Annotated in this window: 16 protein-coding genes and 1 tRNA gene; 6 read left to right on the forward strand and 11 right to left on the reverse strand. The window is 70.2% G+C overall.

Annotation, left to right across the window (positions count from 1 at the left end):
* Positions 1–9: 9 nt before the first annotated feature.
* The 5 genes from GGD89_RS11210 to GGD89_RS11230 all read right to left on the reverse strand — a co-directional run bounded on the left by GGD89_RS11210 (position 10) and on the right by GGD89_RS11230 (position 5,463).
* On the reverse strand, positions 10–1,131 hold the full coding sequence (locus GGD89_RS11210) for a BMP family ABC transporter substrate-binding protein (RefSeq protein WP_184045255.1): 1,122 nt from the start codon (positions 1,129–1,131) through the stop codon (positions 10–12).
* A gap of 32 nt (positions 1,132–1,163) precedes the next feature.
* Entirely contained in the window at positions 1,164–2,111 is a 948-nt protein-coding gene (locus GGD89_RS11215) for an ABC transporter permease (RefSeq protein WP_184045257.1), read from the reverse strand.
* Position 2,112: 1 nt separating this feature from the next.
* Entirely contained in the window at positions 2,113–3,240 is a 1,128-nt protein-coding gene (locus GGD89_RS11220) for an ABC transporter permease (protein ID WP_246423044.1), read from the reverse strand.
* A complete protein-coding gene (locus GGD89_RS11225; RefSeq protein ID WP_184045259.1) occupies positions 3,230–4,867 on the reverse strand; it encodes an ABC transporter ATP-binding protein in 1,638 nt (545 codons plus the stop codon). The genes GGD89_RS11220 and GGD89_RS11225 overlap by 11 nt, the downstream gene beginning before the upstream one ends.
* 314 nt (positions 4,868–5,181) lie before the next feature.
* Positions 5,182–5,463 carry a DUF1127 domain-containing protein gene (locus GGD89_RS11230; protein WP_184045261.1) on the reverse strand — a complete coding sequence of 94 codons (282 nt, stop codon included), beginning with the start codon at positions 5,461–5,463 and terminating at the stop codon, positions 5,182–5,184.
* A 354-nt stretch (positions 5,464–5,817) separates the two neighbouring features.
* Here GGD89_RS11230 and GGD89_RS11235 point away from each other — a divergent pair, with 354 nt between their 5' ends.
* From GGD89_RS11235 to GGD89_RS11250, 4 genes are all read left to right on the forward strand, one after another.
* Entirely contained in the window at positions 5,818–6,891 is a 1,074-nt protein-coding gene (locus tag GGD89_RS11235) for a diacylglycerol/lipid kinase family protein (RefSeq protein WP_184045263.1), read from the forward strand.
* A gap of 90 nt (positions 6,892–6,981) precedes the next feature.
* A complete protein-coding gene (locus tag GGD89_RS11240) occupies positions 6,982–7,674 on the forward strand; it encodes an MT-A70 family methyltransferase (protein WP_246423045.1) in 693 nt (230 codons plus the stop codon).
* A 247-nt stretch (positions 7,675–7,921) separates the two neighbouring features.
* Positions 7,922–8,011: transfer RNA gene (locus GGD89_RS11245), tRNA-Ser, on the forward strand.
* Positions 8,012–8,191: 180 nt separating this feature from the next.
* Positions 8,192–8,608, forward strand: coding sequence for an integrase arm-type DNA-binding domain-containing protein (locus tag GGD89_RS11250; protein WP_221238426.1), 417 nt, complete (start codon positions 8,192–8,194; stop codon positions 8,606–8,608).
* 174 nt (positions 8,609–8,782) lie between these two features.
* Here GGD89_RS11250 and guaA read toward each other — a convergent pair whose 3' ends face one another.
* The 6 genes from guaA to GGD89_RS11280 form a co-directional block, all read right to left on the reverse strand.
* Positions 8,783–10,333: a glutamine-hydrolyzing GMP synthase gene (guaA, locus tag GGD89_RS11255; RefSeq protein ID WP_184045265.1), complete on the reverse strand. Its 1,551-nt coding sequence runs from the start codon at positions 10,331–10,333 to the stop codon at positions 8,783–8,785.
* A 214-nt stretch (positions 10,334–10,547) separates the two neighbouring features.
* Positions 10,548–10,724, reverse strand: coding sequence for a hypothetical protein (locus GGD89_RS11260; RefSeq protein WP_184045267.1), 177 nt, complete (start codon positions 10,722–10,724; stop codon positions 10,548–10,550).
* Positions 10,725–10,892: 168 nt separating this feature from the next.
* Positions 10,893–11,132 carry a hypothetical protein gene (locus GGD89_RS11265; RefSeq protein WP_184045269.1) on the reverse strand — a complete coding sequence of 80 codons (240 nt, stop codon included), beginning with the start codon at positions 11,130–11,132 and terminating at the stop codon, positions 10,893–10,895.
* A complete protein-coding gene (gene feoB, locus GGD89_RS11270) occupies positions 11,132–13,669 on the reverse strand; it encodes a ferrous iron transport protein B (RefSeq protein ID WP_184045271.1) in 2,538 nt (845 codons plus the stop codon). The genes GGD89_RS11265 and feoB overlap by 1 nt, the downstream gene beginning before the upstream one ends.
* Positions 13,662–13,904, reverse strand: coding sequence for a FeoA domain-containing protein (locus GGD89_RS20545; RefSeq protein WP_221238427.1), 243 nt, complete (start codon positions 13,902–13,904; stop codon positions 13,662–13,664). The genes feoB and GGD89_RS20545 overlap by 8 nt, the downstream gene beginning before the upstream one ends.
* 406 nt (positions 13,905–14,310) lie before the next feature.
* A complete protein-coding gene (locus tag GGD89_RS11280; RefSeq protein ID WP_184045273.1) occupies positions 14,311–14,463 on the reverse strand; it encodes a hypothetical protein in 153 nt (50 codons plus the stop codon).
* 210 nt (positions 14,464–14,673) lie between these two features.
* On the opposite strand from GGD89_RS11280, the gene GGD89_RS11285 reads away from it, so the two are divergent.
* Both GGD89_RS11285 and GGD89_RS11290 read left to right on the forward strand, forming a co-directional pair.
* Positions 14,674–15,636: a hydrogen peroxide-inducible genes activator gene (locus GGD89_RS11285; RefSeq protein ID WP_184045275.1), complete on the forward strand. Its 963-nt coding sequence runs from the start codon at positions 14,674–14,676 to the stop codon at positions 15,634–15,636.
* A 147-nt stretch (positions 15,637–15,783) separates the two neighbouring features.
* Entirely contained in the window at positions 15,784–17,025 is a 1,242-nt protein-coding gene (locus GGD89_RS11290; RefSeq protein ID WP_184045277.1) for an MFS transporter, read from the forward strand.
* Positions 17,026–17,749: the final 724 nt, after the last annotated feature.

Consider the following 17,749-nt stretch of genomic DNA (forward strand, 5'->3'; position numbering starts at 1 on the left):
ACGGGCCCGTCAGCGCGGGGCCTGGCCCTGAACGCCCTCGACAAACCAGTCCATGCTCAGCAGCGCGCCGTCGTCGGGGGCCTCGCCCTCGGCCACGCGCTCCGTGCCCGCCTGGTCGGTCAGCGGTCCGGCCAGGGGATGCAAGGTCCCGGTCTCGATGCCCGTGCGCGCGGCCTCGGCGGCGGCCACCACGGTGTCGGGCAGGGCCGTGTTGTAGTCGGAGATGGCCACCATGCCACTGGCCAGGCCGCCCCAGGTGTCGCCGCTGGTCCAGGTGCCGTCCAGCACCGCGCGGGTCCGCTCGATGTAGTAGCCGCGCCAGTCGTCGACGATGGCGGTCAGGTGCGCCTCGGGACCGAACGCGCTCATGTCGGTGGCCTGGCCGAAGGCGTACAGCCCCTTCTCGGCGGCCACCTGCACGGGCGCCGGACTGTCGGTGTGCTGGGACAGCACGTCGGCGCCCTGGGCCACCAGGGTCTCGGCGGCCTCGCGCTCCTTGCCCGGGTCATACCAGGAGTTCACCCAGATCACCTTGACCGTGGCCTCGGGATTGACCGAGCGCAGGCCCTGGGTGAAGGCGTTGATGCCGCGCACCACCTCGGGGATGGGCACCGCGCCCACGTAGCCGATGACGTTGGTCTTGGTCATCAGGCCGGCGATGACGCCGATCACGTAGCGGCCCTCGTAGAAGCGCGCGGCATAGGTGGCGACGTTGTCGGCGCGCTTGTAGCCGGTGCAGTGCTCGAACACCACGTCGGGGAAGCTCTTGGCCACCTTCAGCGTCGCGTTCATGAAGCCGAACGAGGTGGCGAAGATCAGCCCGTGCCCGCCACTGGCGAGCTGGGCAACCACCCGCTCGGCGTCGGCGCCCTCGGGCACGCTTTCCACATAGGTGGTGGAGATGGCGTCGCCCAGGTCGGCCTCCAGGGCCAGGCGACCCTGGTCGTGCTGGTAGGACCAGCCGTAGTCGCCCACCGGGCCGACGTAGACGAACCCGACCTTCAGGGGATCGGCGGCGCGCGCGCGGTCGGCGGACAGGCCGGAGGCGGCCAGCAGGGTCCCGGCGGCGGCGCCGGCGGCCAGCGAACGGCGGGACAGCACGGGGCCGCCGGAACGGATCAGAGTCCGCATGGGGTCTCTCCCTTCTTTTGGGGGCAATGGAGTCAGGTCTCGGAGCGAAACACCTTACCAAGACAGGCCGGCGCGTTCAGGCGGATTTTGACGCTGTCCCGCGAGATCAGCACCAGCACCAGGATGGTCGCCAGGTAGGGCAGCATGGACAGGACGTGCGGCGACACCGCCAGTCCGGCCCCCTGGGCGTGAAACTGGATGATGGTCACGCCGCCGAACAGGTAGGCGCCGAGCAGCACCCGGCCGGGCTTCCAGGTGGCGAAAACCACCAGCGCGAGCGCGATCCAGCCGCGTCCGCTGGTCATGGTCTCCACCCACATCGGGGTATAGACCAGCGACAGGTAGGCGCCGGCCAGCCCGGCCATGGCGCCACCGAACAGCACGCACAGATAGCGGATGCCGATCACCGGGTAGCCGATGGCATGGGCGGCGGCATGGTTCTCGCCCACCGCGCGGATGATCAGGCCGGCGCGGGTGCGGTACAGGACCAGGCTGACGGCCAGCGTCAGGGCCAGCGAGGCATAGACCAGCACATCCTGGCCGAACAGCACCGGTCCCAGCAGGGGGATGTCGGTCAGCCCGGGCACGGACAGCGGCGCCAGCCCGTCGATGGGGATGCCGATGAAGCCCTTGCCGATGAACGCCGACAGCCCGACGCCGAAGATGGTCAGGGCGAGGCCCGTGGCCACCTGATTGGCCATCAGCGTCAGCGTCAGCACACCGAACAGCAGCGCCATCAGCATGGCCGCCAGCATGGCCGCCAGCACCGCCAGGGGCAGGCTGCCGCTGGCCACCATGGTGGCGAAGGCGGCGACCGCGCCCACCAGCATCATGCCCTCGACACCCAGGTTGAGGACCCCCGACTTCTCCGCCACCAGTTCGCCGATGGCCGCCAGGGCGAGCGGCGTGGCGGCGCGGATCATGGCCACCAGCAAGGCCCCCAGGCCGATTATCCAGTCTCCGTGTGCCAGCGCGTCCATGTCAGGCCGTCTCCCCACGGGGCGCGACGGAGGCCGTCACGGGCGGGCGGCTCCAGCGGACGCGGTGGTGAATCAGCACGTCCGAGGCCAGCAGGAAGAACAGCACCATCCCCTGGAACAGGCCGGTGACCGCGCGCGGCAGCCCCAGTTCGATCTGCAAGGTATCCCCGCCCAGGTAGGTCAGCGCCATGAACAGGCCGGCCAGCAGAATCCCCAGCGGATGCAGCCGGCCCAGGAAGGCGACGATGATGGCGGTGAAGCCGTAGCCGGGCGAGATCTGGGTGTGCAACTGGCCGATGGGGCCCGCGACCTCGACCATACCGGCCAGGCCGGACAGCCCGCCGCCGCACAGCAGGCCCAACCACACCACCCGGGCGCCGCTGAACCCCGCGTAGCCGCCGGCCCGGGGCGCCAGCCCCACCACCTTGATCTGGAAGCCGATGAACGAGCGCATCAGCAGCACCCAGGCTCCGGCCACCGCCGCCAGGGCGAACAGGGCGCCGATGTGCAGCCGTGTTCCCGACACCAGCGCGGGCAACAAGGCCGCGTCGCCGAACAGCGCCGATTCCGGGAAGTTGAAGCCCATCGGGTCGCGCCAGGGGCCATGCACCAGATAGCCCAGCAGAAAGCCGGCCACGTAGGTGAGCATCAGGCTGACCAGGATCTCGTTGGCGTTGAAGCGGGTGCGCAGCAAGGCCGGGATGGCCGCCCAGGCCATGCCCCCGAGGATGCCCATGACCATCATGCCCGGCAGCAGCCAGGGGCCACCGCCGTCGGTGAACGCCTCGCCCGCCCACAGCGCCAGCCCGCCGGCGAAGATCGCCCCCAGGATCAGTTGGCCCTCGGCGCCGATGTTCCAGACGTTGCCGCGAAAACCCACCGCGAGCCCGGTGGCGCACAGCACCAGGGGGGTGGCCTTCACGAACAACTCGCTGAGGCCGAAGGTGGTGGTCAAGGGCGCGACGAAGAACACGTATAGCGCCCGCAGCGGATCATGCCCCAGGGCGGCGAACAGCACCGCGCCGGCCATCACCGTCAGGCCGGCGGCCACCAGCGGCGTGAGATACACCATGGCCCGCGACCGCTCGGCCCGCGCCTCCAGCCGGGGTCCCCCCACCCTAAACCTCATGCCCCGTATCCTCATGCCCCGTCTCCTGACCCCCGACCGTCGGGCGTCGGCCCGTGGGGGCGGCCTCGAACAGCCCGCCCGTCGTCAGGCCGCCCATCATCCCCCCCATCATCACCCCCATGTCCTCGGCCGTGACCGCGTGTGTCGGCCGGCTCTCCGACAGGTGTCCGCCGGCGATCACGGCGATGCGGTCGGACAGCACGTACAGTTCGTCCAGGTCCTGGGAAATGACCAGCACCGCCGCGCCCCGGTCGCGGAGCGTGACCAGCGCCTGATGAATGGCGGCGGCCGAGCCCGCGTCCACGCCCCAGGTGGGATGCGCGGCCACCAGGACCTGGGGATCCTGCAGGATCTCCCGGCCGATGATGAACTTTTGCAGGTTGCCGCCGGACAGGCTGCGGGCCTCGGCGTCGCTGCCGTGGGCGATGACGTTGAAGGTGCTCATGACGGTGCGGGCGAAGCCGTGGGTATGGCGGCCGCGCACCAGGCCGCCCTTCACCAGGCCGCCGTGCCGCCAGGCCGACAGCAGGGCGTTCTCGGCCAGCGAGAGTTCCGGCACCGCGCCCTGGCCCAGGCGTTCCTCGGGCACCACCGCCATGCCCAGCGCGCGGCGCGGCCCCGGCCCCAGGTCGGCCACCGGCCGGCCGGCGATGCGGATGGCACCGGCGCGGGCCAGCAGGCGCTCCCCCGACAGGGCGCGCATCAGCTGGTTCTGGCCGTTGCCGGCCACCCCGGCGATGCCCAGGATCTCGCCGGGGCGGACCGAGAGGCTGATTTCGTGCAGGTCGGTTCCGTAAGGATCGTCGCTGTCCAGGCTGAGGGTGTCCACCTCCAGCAGGGGGCGCGCGGCCTCGGCGGCGGTGTCGGCGCGGTCGGTCAGGTCGGGCGGGTCGCTGCCGATCATCATCCGCGCCAGCGAGCGCGCGGTCTCGGCGCGCGGATCGACGGTCGCCACGCGGCGGCCGCCGCGCAGCACCGAGGCGCGGTCGCACAGGGCGCGGATCTCGTCCAGCTTGTGGGAGATGTAGAGCACCGAACGCCCCTCGTCCCGAAGGCGGCGCAGCACCGCGAACAGGGCCAGCGCCTCCTTGGGCGTCAGCACCGAGGTCGGCTCGTCCAGGATGATCAGCTTGGGGTCGCCCAGCAGGCAGCGCACGATCTCCACGCGCTGGCGCTCGCCCATCGACAGTTCATGAACGTGGCGGTCGGGTTCCAGTGCCAGGCCGTAGCCGTCCGAGACCGCGCGGATGCGGTCGCGCAGACGGGCGACCGAGCCTCCGCCCTCCAGGCCCAGGGCCACGTTCTCGGCGACCGTCAGGGAGTCGAACAGGGCAAAGTGCTGGAACACCATGCCGATGCCCAGCCGCCGGGCCTCGGCCGGGCTGGTGATCCGCACCGGTCGGCCTTCCCAGGTCATGGTGCCCGAGTCGGCCGCCAGAACCCCGTGGACGATCTTCATCAGGGTGGATTTGCCGGCGCCGTTCTCGCCCAGCAGGGCATGGATTTCGCCGGCCTCCACCGTCAGGTCCACATGGTCGTTGACCAGGACGCCGGGAAAGCTCTTGCAGATGCCGCGAAGCGCCAGGCGTGGCGAGGCGCCCGGGGGGGACGTGGCGCTGTTGTCCATGACCGCCCGTATGGGGAAAAATTGACAGTGGCCAACCGACGGCGGACTGCCGTATGCCGGTCAGCCGGCGTCACCGCGCCGATGCCACAAGGCGGCATACGCTCCAGAACCCGACGGATCGGGCCAAGGACGACCGGTCCCAGGGTGCTCGACGGCGAGCGCGGGCGCACGGTGCCAGCCTGCGGCGGGGTTGGCAAGCGGTGTTTGGTGGCGGCGCGCGAACCGGCGCCGAACATGCAACCGGCCTCCCCCGGGGGAGGGGAGGCCGGCGCGCGAGGGCCAGGGATGACAGCGTCCGGATGCCGAAGGGGGGCTCAGGCGATCCAGAACGGTTTCCTGATCTCCTGGTGGACCTCGTCTTGGTGCAGGCCGATGTCGCGCAGCAGGCGCGCATCCAGGCCGGCCAGTTGTCGGCGGGTCTCGGCGCGGGTCTGCCATGTGACCAGCAGGCGGCCCAGGACTCCGAGCGAGGCCAAGGGCGCGCCGCCTGAGTGACGCGCGATGCCCACCGTGCTCCCCAGGGCAGCGATCGCGCCACCGGACGGCAGCGGGGCCTTGACGGCGATGGGCGCGGAAGACACGGAAACGGCGCGCATGGCGGATACTCCTTGTCCCGAGGGAGGGGCGGGGCTGTGCCACCCGGTCACCCTGTCAAGGTGAACCCGCGCCGCCGTCTTCACAAACGAGACTTTCTCGCACCATGCATGAGGGATTTTTGGGCTCTGTCGCGCGACGGCGTTCCGTTTTCGTGCCGGACGCGCCATGCTGAGGTCGCGCGTGGGGCTTGGGGGCGCCTCGTCCGCAAGGACGGCGACACCACCCGCGCGATCGGCCATGATCTTCCCACCCGCCGGCGGTCACGACGGGGGCTTCTGGACCGCCGTCGGTCGAGGCGCCGGGGCACGATGGCACGATGGCACGACGCGACGATGGAAGGATGACCCACTCGGATGCATGAGACCGACAAGAGGCCGACGGACCCCGGGGCGGTGACGGACGAGGCGCCGCCCGCCGACGACGCGCCCGGGGCCGTCACGGTTCTGGTGAACAGTGGCGCCGGATCCCTCGTGGGCCAGCCGGGGGCCGCCGAGGCGCTGGCCGACGGTCTGGTCAAGGCCCTCGCTGATCGCGGGATCACCGCGACCCCGCGCCTGGCGTCGGGACCCGATCTGATGACCGCCAGCCGCGCCGCGATCGCCGACCGGGCGGCGGCGGTGGTGGTGGTCGGCGGGGACGGGACGATTGCCACGGTGGCCGGGGAACTGGCCGGGACGGATGTGCCGATGGCCGTGCTGCCGCTGGGCACGGCCAACCTGCTGGCGCGCGACCTGACCATGCCCGAGGATCCGACGGAGGCCGTGGCCGCCCTGGCCGATGGCGTCGTGGGGCGGATCGATGTCGGGTGGCTCAACGGGCGGGTGTTCCTCAACAACGTGGTGCTGGGTCTGATGCCCAACCTCGCGCGCCAGCGCGAACGCTTCCGGGGAGCCATGACCCCGGTCATCTGGGCACGGCTTCTGGTGCGGATGGCCCTGGCCATGCGGCGCAACCCCCGCCTGCGGGTGGTGCTGGCCACGGAACGGCGCTATCTGCGCGTCAAGACCCATGCCCTGGTGGTCGCCGACAACGCCTATCGGGCGCAGCCGGGGCTGCTGGTGCGCCGGGACTCGCTGGGCGGCGGTGCCATGGCGATCTATGTGGCCAGGCATCGCAGTCCCTGGCGGATGCTGCGGCTCGCCATGGGCGTCGTCACCGGCAACTGGCGCGCCGACACCGACCTGCTGACCGATCACGCGCAGCGCCTGACCGTCCTGGCGCGCCGCCGCGCGTTGCGGGTCACGGTGGACGGCGAGGTGGTGTTGCTGCGCCCGCCGCTGCGGTTCCGCCTGCAGCCGGCGGCGCTCCGGGTCTGGGTGCCGGCGGCCGCAGGCTCGGTCCTGGCCGCTCCGGGCGAACCGGTGTCGGCTGTCCCCGGGCTGGTTGGCCGGCCGGCGGGCGGTCCACCGGAGGCGCGGAATGACTAGCCCTCACCCGGGGCTCGACAAGGCCGAGCGCATGGTGGGCCGGACTCGGTGCGTCGAGGCGCGCGGTCCCGTGACCCAGCGCCACGCCGCATGACCGATCCGGCCGCCGACCTGATGACCGAGGTGCGTGCCCTGGCGCCCGCCGACGGCGCGCCCGGCTTCGCCACCCTGCTGGCCGACCCGCCGTGGCGCTTCGCCAACCGCACCGGCAAGATGGCGCCGGAGCATCGCCGGCTGTCCCGCTACGGCACCCTGACCGTGGACGAGATCGCCGCGCTGCCGGTGGCCGGCCTGATGGCCGAACCGGCGCACTGCTATCTGTGGGTGCCCAACGCGCTGCTGCCCGAGGGGCTGGCGGTGCTGGCCGCCTGGGGGTTCGCCTACAAGACCAACCTGATCTGGCACAAGGTGCGCAAGGACGGCGGCAGCGACGGGCGCGGCGTCGGATTCTACTTCCGCAATGTCACCGAGATCTGCCTGTTCGGCGTGCGGGGGCGCAATGCCCGCACCCGCGAGGCCGGCCGCCGCCAGGTGAACCTGCTCGCCAGCCGCAAGCGCGAGCACTCCCGCAAGCCCGACGAGCAGTACGCCCTGATCGAGGCGTGCTCGCCCGGGCCGTACCTGGAGCTGTTCGCGCGGGGCACCCGCCCCGGCTGGGTCACATGGGGGGATCAGGCCGATGCGGAGTACGCGCCGGACTGGGCCACCTATCCGCGCCACAGCCGCGCGGCCCCTGGGTTGGAAGCCCCTGGGTTGGAACGGGATCGGGACAGTCTTGACTGAGACCAGCGGCGGCCGAGCGTGACTTTCCGCATTGGGGCGGGTTGCCGGTGCCCCGTTTCAAGAAGGACCAGGCACCGGCCCGTGCCCCACCCGGCCCGTGGCAACCCGTTTCCACTGACGGGAGGCTCCGGGGATTGACCCCGGCGAGGGCGTCGGACAAAAAGGGCGTCGGCGTGGGCACGACCTCGGACGCGCCGGCGGTGCCGTGCGTGTACTCTCCCGGGGGCATGCGGTCCGCGACAGGCACGGATGGGTGGCCGAGGGGTTTAAGGCACCGGTCTTGAAAACCGGCAGACGGGCGACCGTCTCGTGGGTTCGAATCCCACCCCATCCGCCACTTCTGTGTTTTCGAGGATCGCCGTGCGTTCGCCGCTGTCCTCGAATGCTTTGAAATAAATCGTTCTTCTGTCTACCGTCGTCGTCATGTGTCACGCTGAATCGCGCGGCGTGTGGTGGGTCATGTGGTGGGGTGAAATCGGCTCGTCGGCTGTCCCACCACATCGGGTGGAGGGAAGCGGTGGCCAAGAGCACATTCGCGCTGACGGCGCGCGGGGTCCGGACCCTGACCACGCCGGGCTGTCACGCCGACGGAGGCGGCCTGTACCTGCGCATCAGCGCGGCCGGCAACAAGACCTGGGAATACCGGTTCCAGATAGCCGGTCGGCGCCGGCATATGGGCCTGGGCCGAGTCGATGACGTGAGCCTGGCGAACGCGCGTGAGCTGGCCGGCGCCGCGCGCCGCCTGAACCATCACCCACCACCCCACAAGGGAGCCCTTCAGAGCTTACGAACCCACCGAACCTGTCCAAACAATCGGGACCACCTCAATCAGCCCGTCGATTTCCGAAAGCCAAACCAAAAACGTGTCCCGATCCATGCGCACCTCCCAGATTCAATCTTCCCCATAATACCAAAACCGGGAATGCATATCTAACGCTAATTGAGCCTTTTGAGAAGTACGCCGTCGGAGATGGTGAAGCGCACTATCTCTCCGGCGGCCTCGGCGCCTCGCGACAGAGACGGATCACGGCCTTCATCGACGCCAACCTCGACCGCACCGTCCCGCTTTCCGAGATGGCCAGGACCGTCGGCCTCCGGCGCGTCGGGCTCATTCCCACTCGATGGTGCCCGGTGGCTTTGAGGTGATGTCGTAGACCACCCGGTTGACGCCGCGCACCTCGTTGATGATGCGGTTGGCGACGCGGCCGAGGAAGGTGTGGTCGAAGGGGTAGTAGTCGGCGGTCATGCCGTCGGTGGCGGTGACGGCTCGCAGGGCGATCACGTGGTCGTGGGTGCGGCCGTCCCCCATGACGCCCACGCTGCGTACCGGCAGCAGCACGGCGAAGGCCTGCCAGATGGCGTCGTACAGGCCGGCGCGCGCGATCTCTTCCAGATAGATGACGTCGGCCTTACGCAAGGTGTCCAGCTTCTCGCGCGTCACCGGCTGGTCGGGCAGGCGGATCGCCAGGCCCGGCCCCGGGAAGGGGTGACGGCCGATCATGGTCTCGGGCAGGCCCAGTTCGCGCCCCAGCGCGCGCACCTCGTCCTTGAACAGCTCCCGCAGCGGCTCCACCAGGGCCATGTTCATGCGCTCGGGCAGGCCGCCCACGTTGTGGTGCGACTTGATGGTCACCGAGGGGCCGCCGGCGAACGACACCGACTCGATCACGTCCGGATACAGCGTGCCCTGGGCCAGGAAGTCGGCGCCGCCCAGCTTGCCGGCCTCGTCCTCGAACACGTCGATGAACAGCTTGCCGATGGTCTTGCGCTTGACCTCGGGGTCGGTGACGCCGTCCAGCGCGTCGAGGAACAGGTCGTCGGCATGGCGCACCACGAGACGGATGTTGAAACGGTCGCGGAAGACGGCCTCCACCTGCTCGCTCTCGCCCTGGCGCATCAGGCCGTGATCCACATAGACGCAGGCGAGTTGCTCGCCCACCGCCTCGTGCACCAGGGCGGCCGTCACGGCGCTGTCCACGCCGCCGGACAGGCCGCACAGCACCCGTCCGGCGCCCACCTGGGCGCGGATGCGGGCGATGGCCTGATCCTTGAACGCGGCCATGGTCCAGTCCCCGGCGCAGCCGCACACCCCGTGGGTGAAGGCCCGCAGCAGCGCGGCGCCATGGGGTGTGTGGGTGACCTCCGGGTGGAACTGCACGCCGTAGAAGCGCCGGTCGTCGTCGGCGATGGCGGCACAGGGCGCGCCGTCGCTGGTACCGACCACGCGGAAGCCGGGGGCCAGGTGATCCACGCGGTCGCCGTGGCTCATCCACACCTGCTCGCGCTCGCCCACCGCCCACACGTCGTGGAACAGGGCGCAGTCGGCGGTGACGTCCAGGAAGGCGCGGCCGAACTCGCGATGGTCGGACGAGGCGACGCGCCCGCCCAGTTGTTCCACCATGGTCTGCTGGCCATAACAGATGCCCAGCACCGGCAGGCCCAGGGTGAACAGGCCCTGGGGGGCGCGTGGGGTGTCGATTTCGGTCACCGACGCCGGACTGCCGGACAGGATCACACCGCGGGGGTCGAACGCGCGGATGCTGTCCTCGCTGACCCTGTTGAACGGGTGGATCTCGCAGTACACGCCGGATTCCCGCACGCGCCGCGCGATCAGCTGGGTGACCTGGGATCCGAAGTCGATGATGAGGATGCGGTCCATGGTCGGACGGGCTCCGTGGTGGTCCGGGGGCGGACGACGACTCGAGGCACCGGTGGCCGCCCGTGACGGACGAGCACGACACACCCGTCCCGCGACCACGGACACCGGCGGTCGTCGTCATGAGGCGTTGGTATAGCGTCAACCGAGGCCGCGGCGCCACGGGCACGTGGTCGCGATATCCTCGACGGTGGCGCCGCCCGGGGCCGGACCGGCGTCACTCGGCCTGGGCGGCGGAGGCGGCCTCCTCGCGCCGGGCCTGGGCATGCAGGGCGCGGATCCGTTTGTCGGCGCGCTTCTGAAAATAGATGACGGCCTGGACGCTGCGCACCAGCACCCAGAGCAAGCCCAGGACCATCACGGCGACCAAGATGAATGTCACGGCATCGGGCACGGGGAGGCTCCCTCTCTTGGCGGTCGCGCGCGGCGCCGTCGGTGAGGGGCAATCCGGCCGACCCGGACCCCGGCGCGGTCCGAACGGCCGCTGGTCCCGCGTGATCCGGCGAGGCGACGACCATTGCCCCACGAAAGCGAGGGATTTTCCGCGCTCCGCCCGGGGCCGTCAAGGACGCTTGTCGATCTCCTCGACGGCGCGGGTCACCGAACAGCCGCCGGCCTTGCCGCAGGAGGCGCAGGCCGGCTTGCGGCGGCCGAAGTAGCTGCGCCACAGGAAGGCAAGCGCCAGCGCGACGGCGAGGGCGACCAGCCCCCATTCCCAGGGCGTGCCCGCCGCTTCGTGGCTGAGGTCGACCACGGAGGTGGGCGACGGCAAGGACGGTCCGGCGGTCGAGGTCTCGGGCATCAGGCACCATCCTGCCGGGCATCGGCGTAAGCCGGCCGCGCCAGCGTGCGGCCGAAGGGTTGACGGAACAACCCGACCATCAGCAACAGCCCCAGGGCGGACAGGTAGACCGCCGTCATCATCTGAAGCCCGGTCAGGTTCAAGGCCGTGCCGACGGTATAGGTCAGGCTGGCCACGGTCAGCGCCAGGACCGTCGGGAAGACGATGGAAAAGACCATCCAGCGATAGGACCCGGTCTGCACCCGCACCATGATGGTGGTGGCCAGGCAGGGCGGATAGAGCGCGAAGAACAGCATGACCGCCAACGCCGTCATGGCCGTGTAGCCGGCCGCCTTCTGTTCGGCGCCCATGCGGTCTTCCAGCGTCCGGTTTTCCCCCTCGGCCTGATCGAACAGGACGCCCAGCGTGGCGACGCTGCTTTCGCGCGCGGCGAAGGAACTGAGCAGGGCCACGTTGATCTTCCAGTCGAAGTTGGCGTACTGGGTGACCGTCTCCAGGCTGCGGCCGAGTTGCCCGAGGACGCTGTTGACGATGCGCTCGTCCTTCATCTCCCGGCGCAACGACTTGCGGGTCACCGCCAGGTCACGCAGGGCCTTTTGCGCGGCGCGGGCATGGGGGTCGCGGCTGCGCAGCAGGAACGGCGCGAAGGCGGGATGGGACTCGGTGATCCGGGCGTCCAGCGCTTGGGCGGCTTCGCGGCTGCTGGCCAGCAGGCGGTCGGCGCGGTAGTCGGTGTAGACGTTCACCAGGGTCACCAGGCTGGCCTGATCGGGAATGGCCGCCACCAGGGGATTACCCTCCAGCGAGGCGCGGAAGTCCACGATGGCGGTCTCTGCCCGGGTCAGATAGTGCGCGTCGCGCTCGGGCGACAGGCCCGGGAACTGAAGCAGCACGTAGACCACCGTGGCCACCGCCACCACCACAGTGCCCACCTTCTTGATGTAGAGCCAGGTGCGATCGAAGGAGCGGCGCAGCACGCCGGTGACCGTCGGCAGGTGGTAGTGGGGCAGTTCCATGACAAAGGGCGCGGTTTCCATGTTCCGCAGCACGGAGACCGACAGCAGCTTGGCCACCAGAAGAGCGAAGATCACCGTGATGGTGGACAGATAGAACAGCACCAGGCCCTTGGTCTCGACGAAGTAGATGTTGATGAGCAGGGTATACAGCGGCACCTTGGCCAGGCAGTTCATGAACGGCACGGTCAGGATGGTGGCCATGCGCGCGCGCTGGTCGGGAATGCCCTTGGTGGCCATCACGCCGGGCACGGCGCAGCCGCCGGCGAACACGCCGCCCAGGATGAAGGGCAGGGTGGACTGCCCGTGCAGCCCGAACCGGTGCAGGATGCGATCAAGGATGAAGGCAATGCGGGCCATGTAGCCGCTGTCTTCCAGGATCGCGATCAGGGCGAACAGGATCAGGAAGATGGGCACGTAGTTCAGGAGCGCGTTGGCGGAGTCCACCATCCACAGCCCCATGGACCGGGCCACCGGATCGTGCAGGAACCCCGCGGACGGGAGCGCGGACCCGGCCAGGTCGCGCAGCCCCGCCAGCAGCGGCCAGGTGACCTTGGTCAGTTCGTAGCCCTGGACGATCGACAATTCGTAGATGACCCAGACCGTCAGCGTCAGGAACAGCGGCGCCAGCCACCGGTTCAGGAGGAAGCGGTCCACCCGCTCGGTCAGGGAGACGCGGCCGGGATCCTGATGCCGCACGCAGGTGGCCATGATGTCGCCGGCCAGATGGTCGCGACAGCCGGCCACGTGATCGGACGCCGACAGGCCCTTGCGATGGGCGAAATCCTCGGCGGTGCGGCGTGCCTGATCGAGGAGGCCGTGGGCATTGGTGAGGCAGTCATGCAGCAGGCGTTCGGCCTCGGCGTCCTCCTCCAGCAGCTTGACGGCCAGCCATCGCGGCGACACGGCGGCCTGTACCGACGGCAGTTCCGACAACCGCGCCTGCAGGGCGGCCATGCCCTCCTCCAGGTCGCCGTAGTTCAGCGTCGCCGGCGCGGTCTGGCCGGCGCGGTCGGCGGCCTCGCGGATGGCCCGCCGCAGGTCCTCGCGGCCCGTGCCCTTGTGGCCCACCAGCCCGACCACCGGCACGCACAGGCGGCGCGACAGCGTCGCCATGTCGATGGTCATTCCGTGGCGGCGGGCCACGTCCATCATGTTGAGGGCGATCACCACGGGAACGCCCATCTCCAGCAACTGGAACGTCAGGTGCAGGCCGCGCCGCAGATTGGACGCGTCGAGGACGTTGACGACCACGTCGGGCCGCTCGGTGAGCAGGAACTCACGCGCGACCCGCTCCTCCAGCGAGAACGAGGTCAGGCTGTAGGTCCCCGGCAGATCGACCAGTTCCACGGTGCGCCCGTCGTCCCGATAGGCGCCGCTCTTCTTGTCCACGGTCACGCCGGGATAGTTGGCGATGTGCTGGTGCACACCCGTCAGGGCATTGAACAGCGTGGACTTGCCACAGTTCGGCTGTCCTGCCAGGGCCACCAGCAGGCGGCGCGACGACGCGGGGGAGTCAGGCATCCAGGACCTCGATGCGGGCCGCCTCGGCCCGACGCACGGAAACAAGGGTGGCGCCGACGCGCACCTCGATCGGGTCGTTCAGGGGGGCGCTACGCACCACCGTGAGGGTGGCGTTGGGCACCAGGCCGATGTCCATCAGCCGCTGGCGCACCGCGCCGCGCCCATGCAGGGCGAAGATTCGACAGCTCTCGCCGGGTGCGATGTCGTTCAGGGACCGCCCCTCGAACGGGGGCACATGCCGCAGGCCCCGACCCCGGCCCCAGCCGTGTCCGTGCCCATGATGACCGTGCCCATGGTGACCCTGGCCGTGACCATGACCATGACACCGGCCGGGTCCATGCTCCGTCCCGGGGTCGCTCGCGGACGCGCTATCGCCGCTGCTCGCGGTCTGGTGTCCGCCACGCCGACCCCATCGCCAGCGCCGGGCGCGACCGGTGTTTGCGTCGTCGCCCGGGCCATCCCAGTCGTCCGGCGCCGGTCCCCCGCCGAGGGCATCGCCTGCGCCCCGACACCGGACACCCTGGCTCCGCCTCATGGCCTTGAACATGGTCTTGTGTCCTCTTCTCTCACCGACCTCCGAACGGTCGGCTCTCCGGGGCGTCGCCGTCCCTTGCCTGTCGAGCGCCGTTCGGGCGATCCTTTCACCACAGGTCGCCACAGTAATTGAGAATAATTCGCACGTCCAGGGATTTGTTGGGGCTTTTCGCGCGCACGCCGATGCCCATATCGATCTCACCCGTATCAAACCGGCGCGATTCCTGTCTGGCTGATCCGGTCTGGCTGACGTCTGTCATGGCGCGCGTGTCGCCGACCGGTCCACAGTGACCCTCGTGAGGCGGCTGTCCTGCCGGCCCCGTTCCAGAGTGCGTTTCCGTTCCGGTCCCGGCGTCAGCCTGGCGTGGGGCCCGGGAGGGTTTGACCCCGCCACGACCGTCCCAGGACCAGACCACGGATCCGGTGGGCTGGCCGGAGACTCCCTTTGCTCCAGCCGAAGTCGCTGTGCCATGCGCCCTCTTCCCACGCCCCGTCAACTGCGATACCTGGTGACCGTCGCCGAGACGCTGCACTTCGGTCAGGCGGCGGAACGCTGTCATGTCACGCAATCCACGCTGTCTGCGGGGATTCGCGAACTCGAAACCCTGCTCGGCGCGACCCTGATCGAACGGCAGACGCGCCGCCAGGTGGTGATCACGCCCCTGGGGCGGGACATCGTCGACCGCGCCGAGCGCCTGCTGGCCGACATCGAGTCCCTGGTGGACGCCGCCCAGGTCGGGATGCGGCCCTTGAGCGGCCTGTTCCGCCTGGGGGTCATTCCGACCATCGGTCCCTACGTGATGCCGCTGGCGTTGCCGGCGCTGCGACGGGCCTATCCGGACCTGCGTCTCTACCTGCGGGAGGACCCCTCGACCGCGCTGCTGGACGCGCTGGCCGCCGGCCGGCTGGACGCGGCGCTGCTGGCCCAGCCGTTCGACCTGCGCGGCAATCGGGGCGAGGAACTGGGGCAGGAGGACGTGATGGTCGCCCTGCCGGCCGACCATCCCTTGGCCGCCGGAACGCACGTCGCCGAGGCGGACCTGAGCACCGAGCCGCTGTTGACCCTGGAAGACGGCCACTGTCTGCGGGATCACGCGCTCGCCGCCTGCCATCTGGACGGGGGGCGCGGCTCCGAGACCTTCCAGGCCACGAGTCTGAACACCCTGACGCAGATGGTGGCGGGCGGCCTGGGCTTCACCCTGCTGCCGCGCATCGCCGTGGCGCGCGAGGTCGCGCCGGGCAGCGGCGTGGTGGTCCGTCCCCTGGCCGGCAGGACCACGCCGGCGCGCCGCCTGGTGCTGTGCTGGCGCCCCGGCGTGGCCCACGAGCGCAATCAGCGCCTGCTGGCCGCCGCGCTGCGGGAGGCCTGCCGGGAAGCGATCGATGACGGCGAGGCGGCCGAGGCGGCGCCGCGGGGCGATGCCACCGCCTGACGCGGCGGTGCCGTCCGGCGGTCCGGCGGGTGTGGCGCGTCGGCCATCGCATGCCACCATGTCGTGGTCGCGGCAGGCGCGCTCTTGTCGGTGCCGACCGGGGGTGCGAGACTTCTTACGGTTTTTCTCAAGCCATGGATTCCCGTCATGACCCCCGTGCAAGCGCGCACGGCGCTGGGTTTTTCCTGCGCCGGTCACGCCGTCAGCCATATCTACGAGCCCATCTTCTATGTGGTGGCGCTGGTCCTGCCGGCGCAGTTCGGCGTGTCCTACGAGGGGGCGCTGGCCTTGATCCTGGCCGGTAAGCTGATGTTCGGCATCGCCGCGCCCGTCACCGGCTGGCTGGGGGACCGCTGGAGCGCCACCGGCATGATGGCCGTCTACTTCCTGGGCGTGGGGGGCAGCGCCGTGTGGGCCGGCCTGGCCGGCGGACCGGTCGAGATGGCCGTGGCGCTGACGGTCCTCGGCGTGTTCGGGTCCATCTACCACCCGGTGGGCATCGCCTGGCTGGTGCGGACGGCCGTCAACCGGGGCCAGGCGCTCGGCTTCAACGGGGCGTTCGGAGCCCTGGGACCGGCGGTGGGCGGGGTGAGCGCCGGTGTGCTGATCGATCTGTTCGGCTGGCGGTCGGCCTTCCTGATCCCCGGCGGGCTGACCGTGATGATCGGCCTGGCCTTCGTATGGATGCTGGCCCGGGGCGTGATCATCGAGACCAAGACCGACGCGCGCGCCGATCCGGCCCCCGATCGCCGCGACACGGTGCGGGTCTACGGCATCGTCGCCCTGACCATGCTGGCGGGCGGGCTCATCTACCAGGCCACCCAGGCCAGCATGCCCAAGCTGTTCGACGACCGCCTGGGGGCGGCCTGGGGCGACCTGTTCGGCGGCGGCGCCAGCGGGATCGGCGTGGCGGTGATGCTGGTCTACGGGATCGCGGCGGTGTTCCAGATCCTGACGGGGTATCTGGCCGACCGGCTGTCGCTGAAGTCCGTATACGTGGGCATGTATGTCCTTCAGGCCCCCGTCCTGGCCCTGGCCGCCGTGGCCACCGGCCTGCCGCTGCTGCTGGTGGCGGTGCTGATGGTGTCGTTCAACATCGGCGCGCTGCCGGCGGAGAACAGCCTGCTGGCCCGCTATACGCCCAGCCGCTGGCGCTCCACCGCCTACGGCCTGAAATTCGTGCTGGCCTTCGGCTTCAGCGGTTTGGCGCTGCCCCTGGTGGGGCTGGTGCGGGCCACCACCGGCGACTTCGCGGTGCTGTTCCTGCTGCTGTCGGCCCTGGCGGCGCTGGTCGTGGTCGTCGGCCTGCGGCTGCCCGGCGAACGGCCCCGGGAGGCCGCACCCCCGGCGCCCGATGCCGTCAAGGCGCCGGTCGCGGCGGCGGAGTAGGGGACGACCGGTCCGCCGTGGTGGGGCGTTGCGGTGGTCGCGGACCCACGACCGATGCATGTGGCGCATACCCCGGGCGGGCCGGCCCGGATCCGCCGGGGGCGTGGGCGCCGGTCCGGGGCTTTCCTCGACGGGCCACTCGTGGCAGGATACCTAGGGTGGCCGACGCCCCGAAGATCGATCCTTGTCGGGTGCCGGGTCTGCCGGTTGTCTGGGGCGGGACCGGTCGTGCCGGGGACCGGCGCGCCGGAAACACGGTTCGGACACAAAAAAAACCCCGGAAAGCCAAGGCTTTCCGGGGCAAGTGGAACAGGGAGGTTTCACGTCTGGGAGACGTCGGGAACCCGTCAGAGACGAGACCCGCACCGGATGAGGCATCCGATGTTCCGTTGCGTCAAGCCAAGCTTCGCCTTGGCATCCAAGGATGCCTTGGGAACACGACCATCCGCGTGACAATCGACGATCACGACGATCATCTGCGGTGGACCGTAAGCGGCCGGACGACCGACCACCATACTCTTTTCCGTACAGATGCCATGCGTCCTTATCATGGCTGTTGAAGGTCTTGGCGTCGGCCTGGTCCCCTCGGCCGCCATGCGGGATCGCCGGAAACCCTCGCCAACGCGGGACTTGGCCGGAGCGGCCCTTGCGCGACCCGTGTTGATAGTTTTACAAGAGGATGGTGGCTATTCTTGACTTGGCCGGTGCTTGATCCGGTCGCGGT

The organism is Roseospira visakhapatnamensis (genome assembly GCF_014197915.1).
Lineage (GTDB): Bacteria > Pseudomonadota > Alphaproteobacteria > Rhodospirillales > Rhodospirillaceae > Rhodospira > Rhodospira visakhapatnamensis.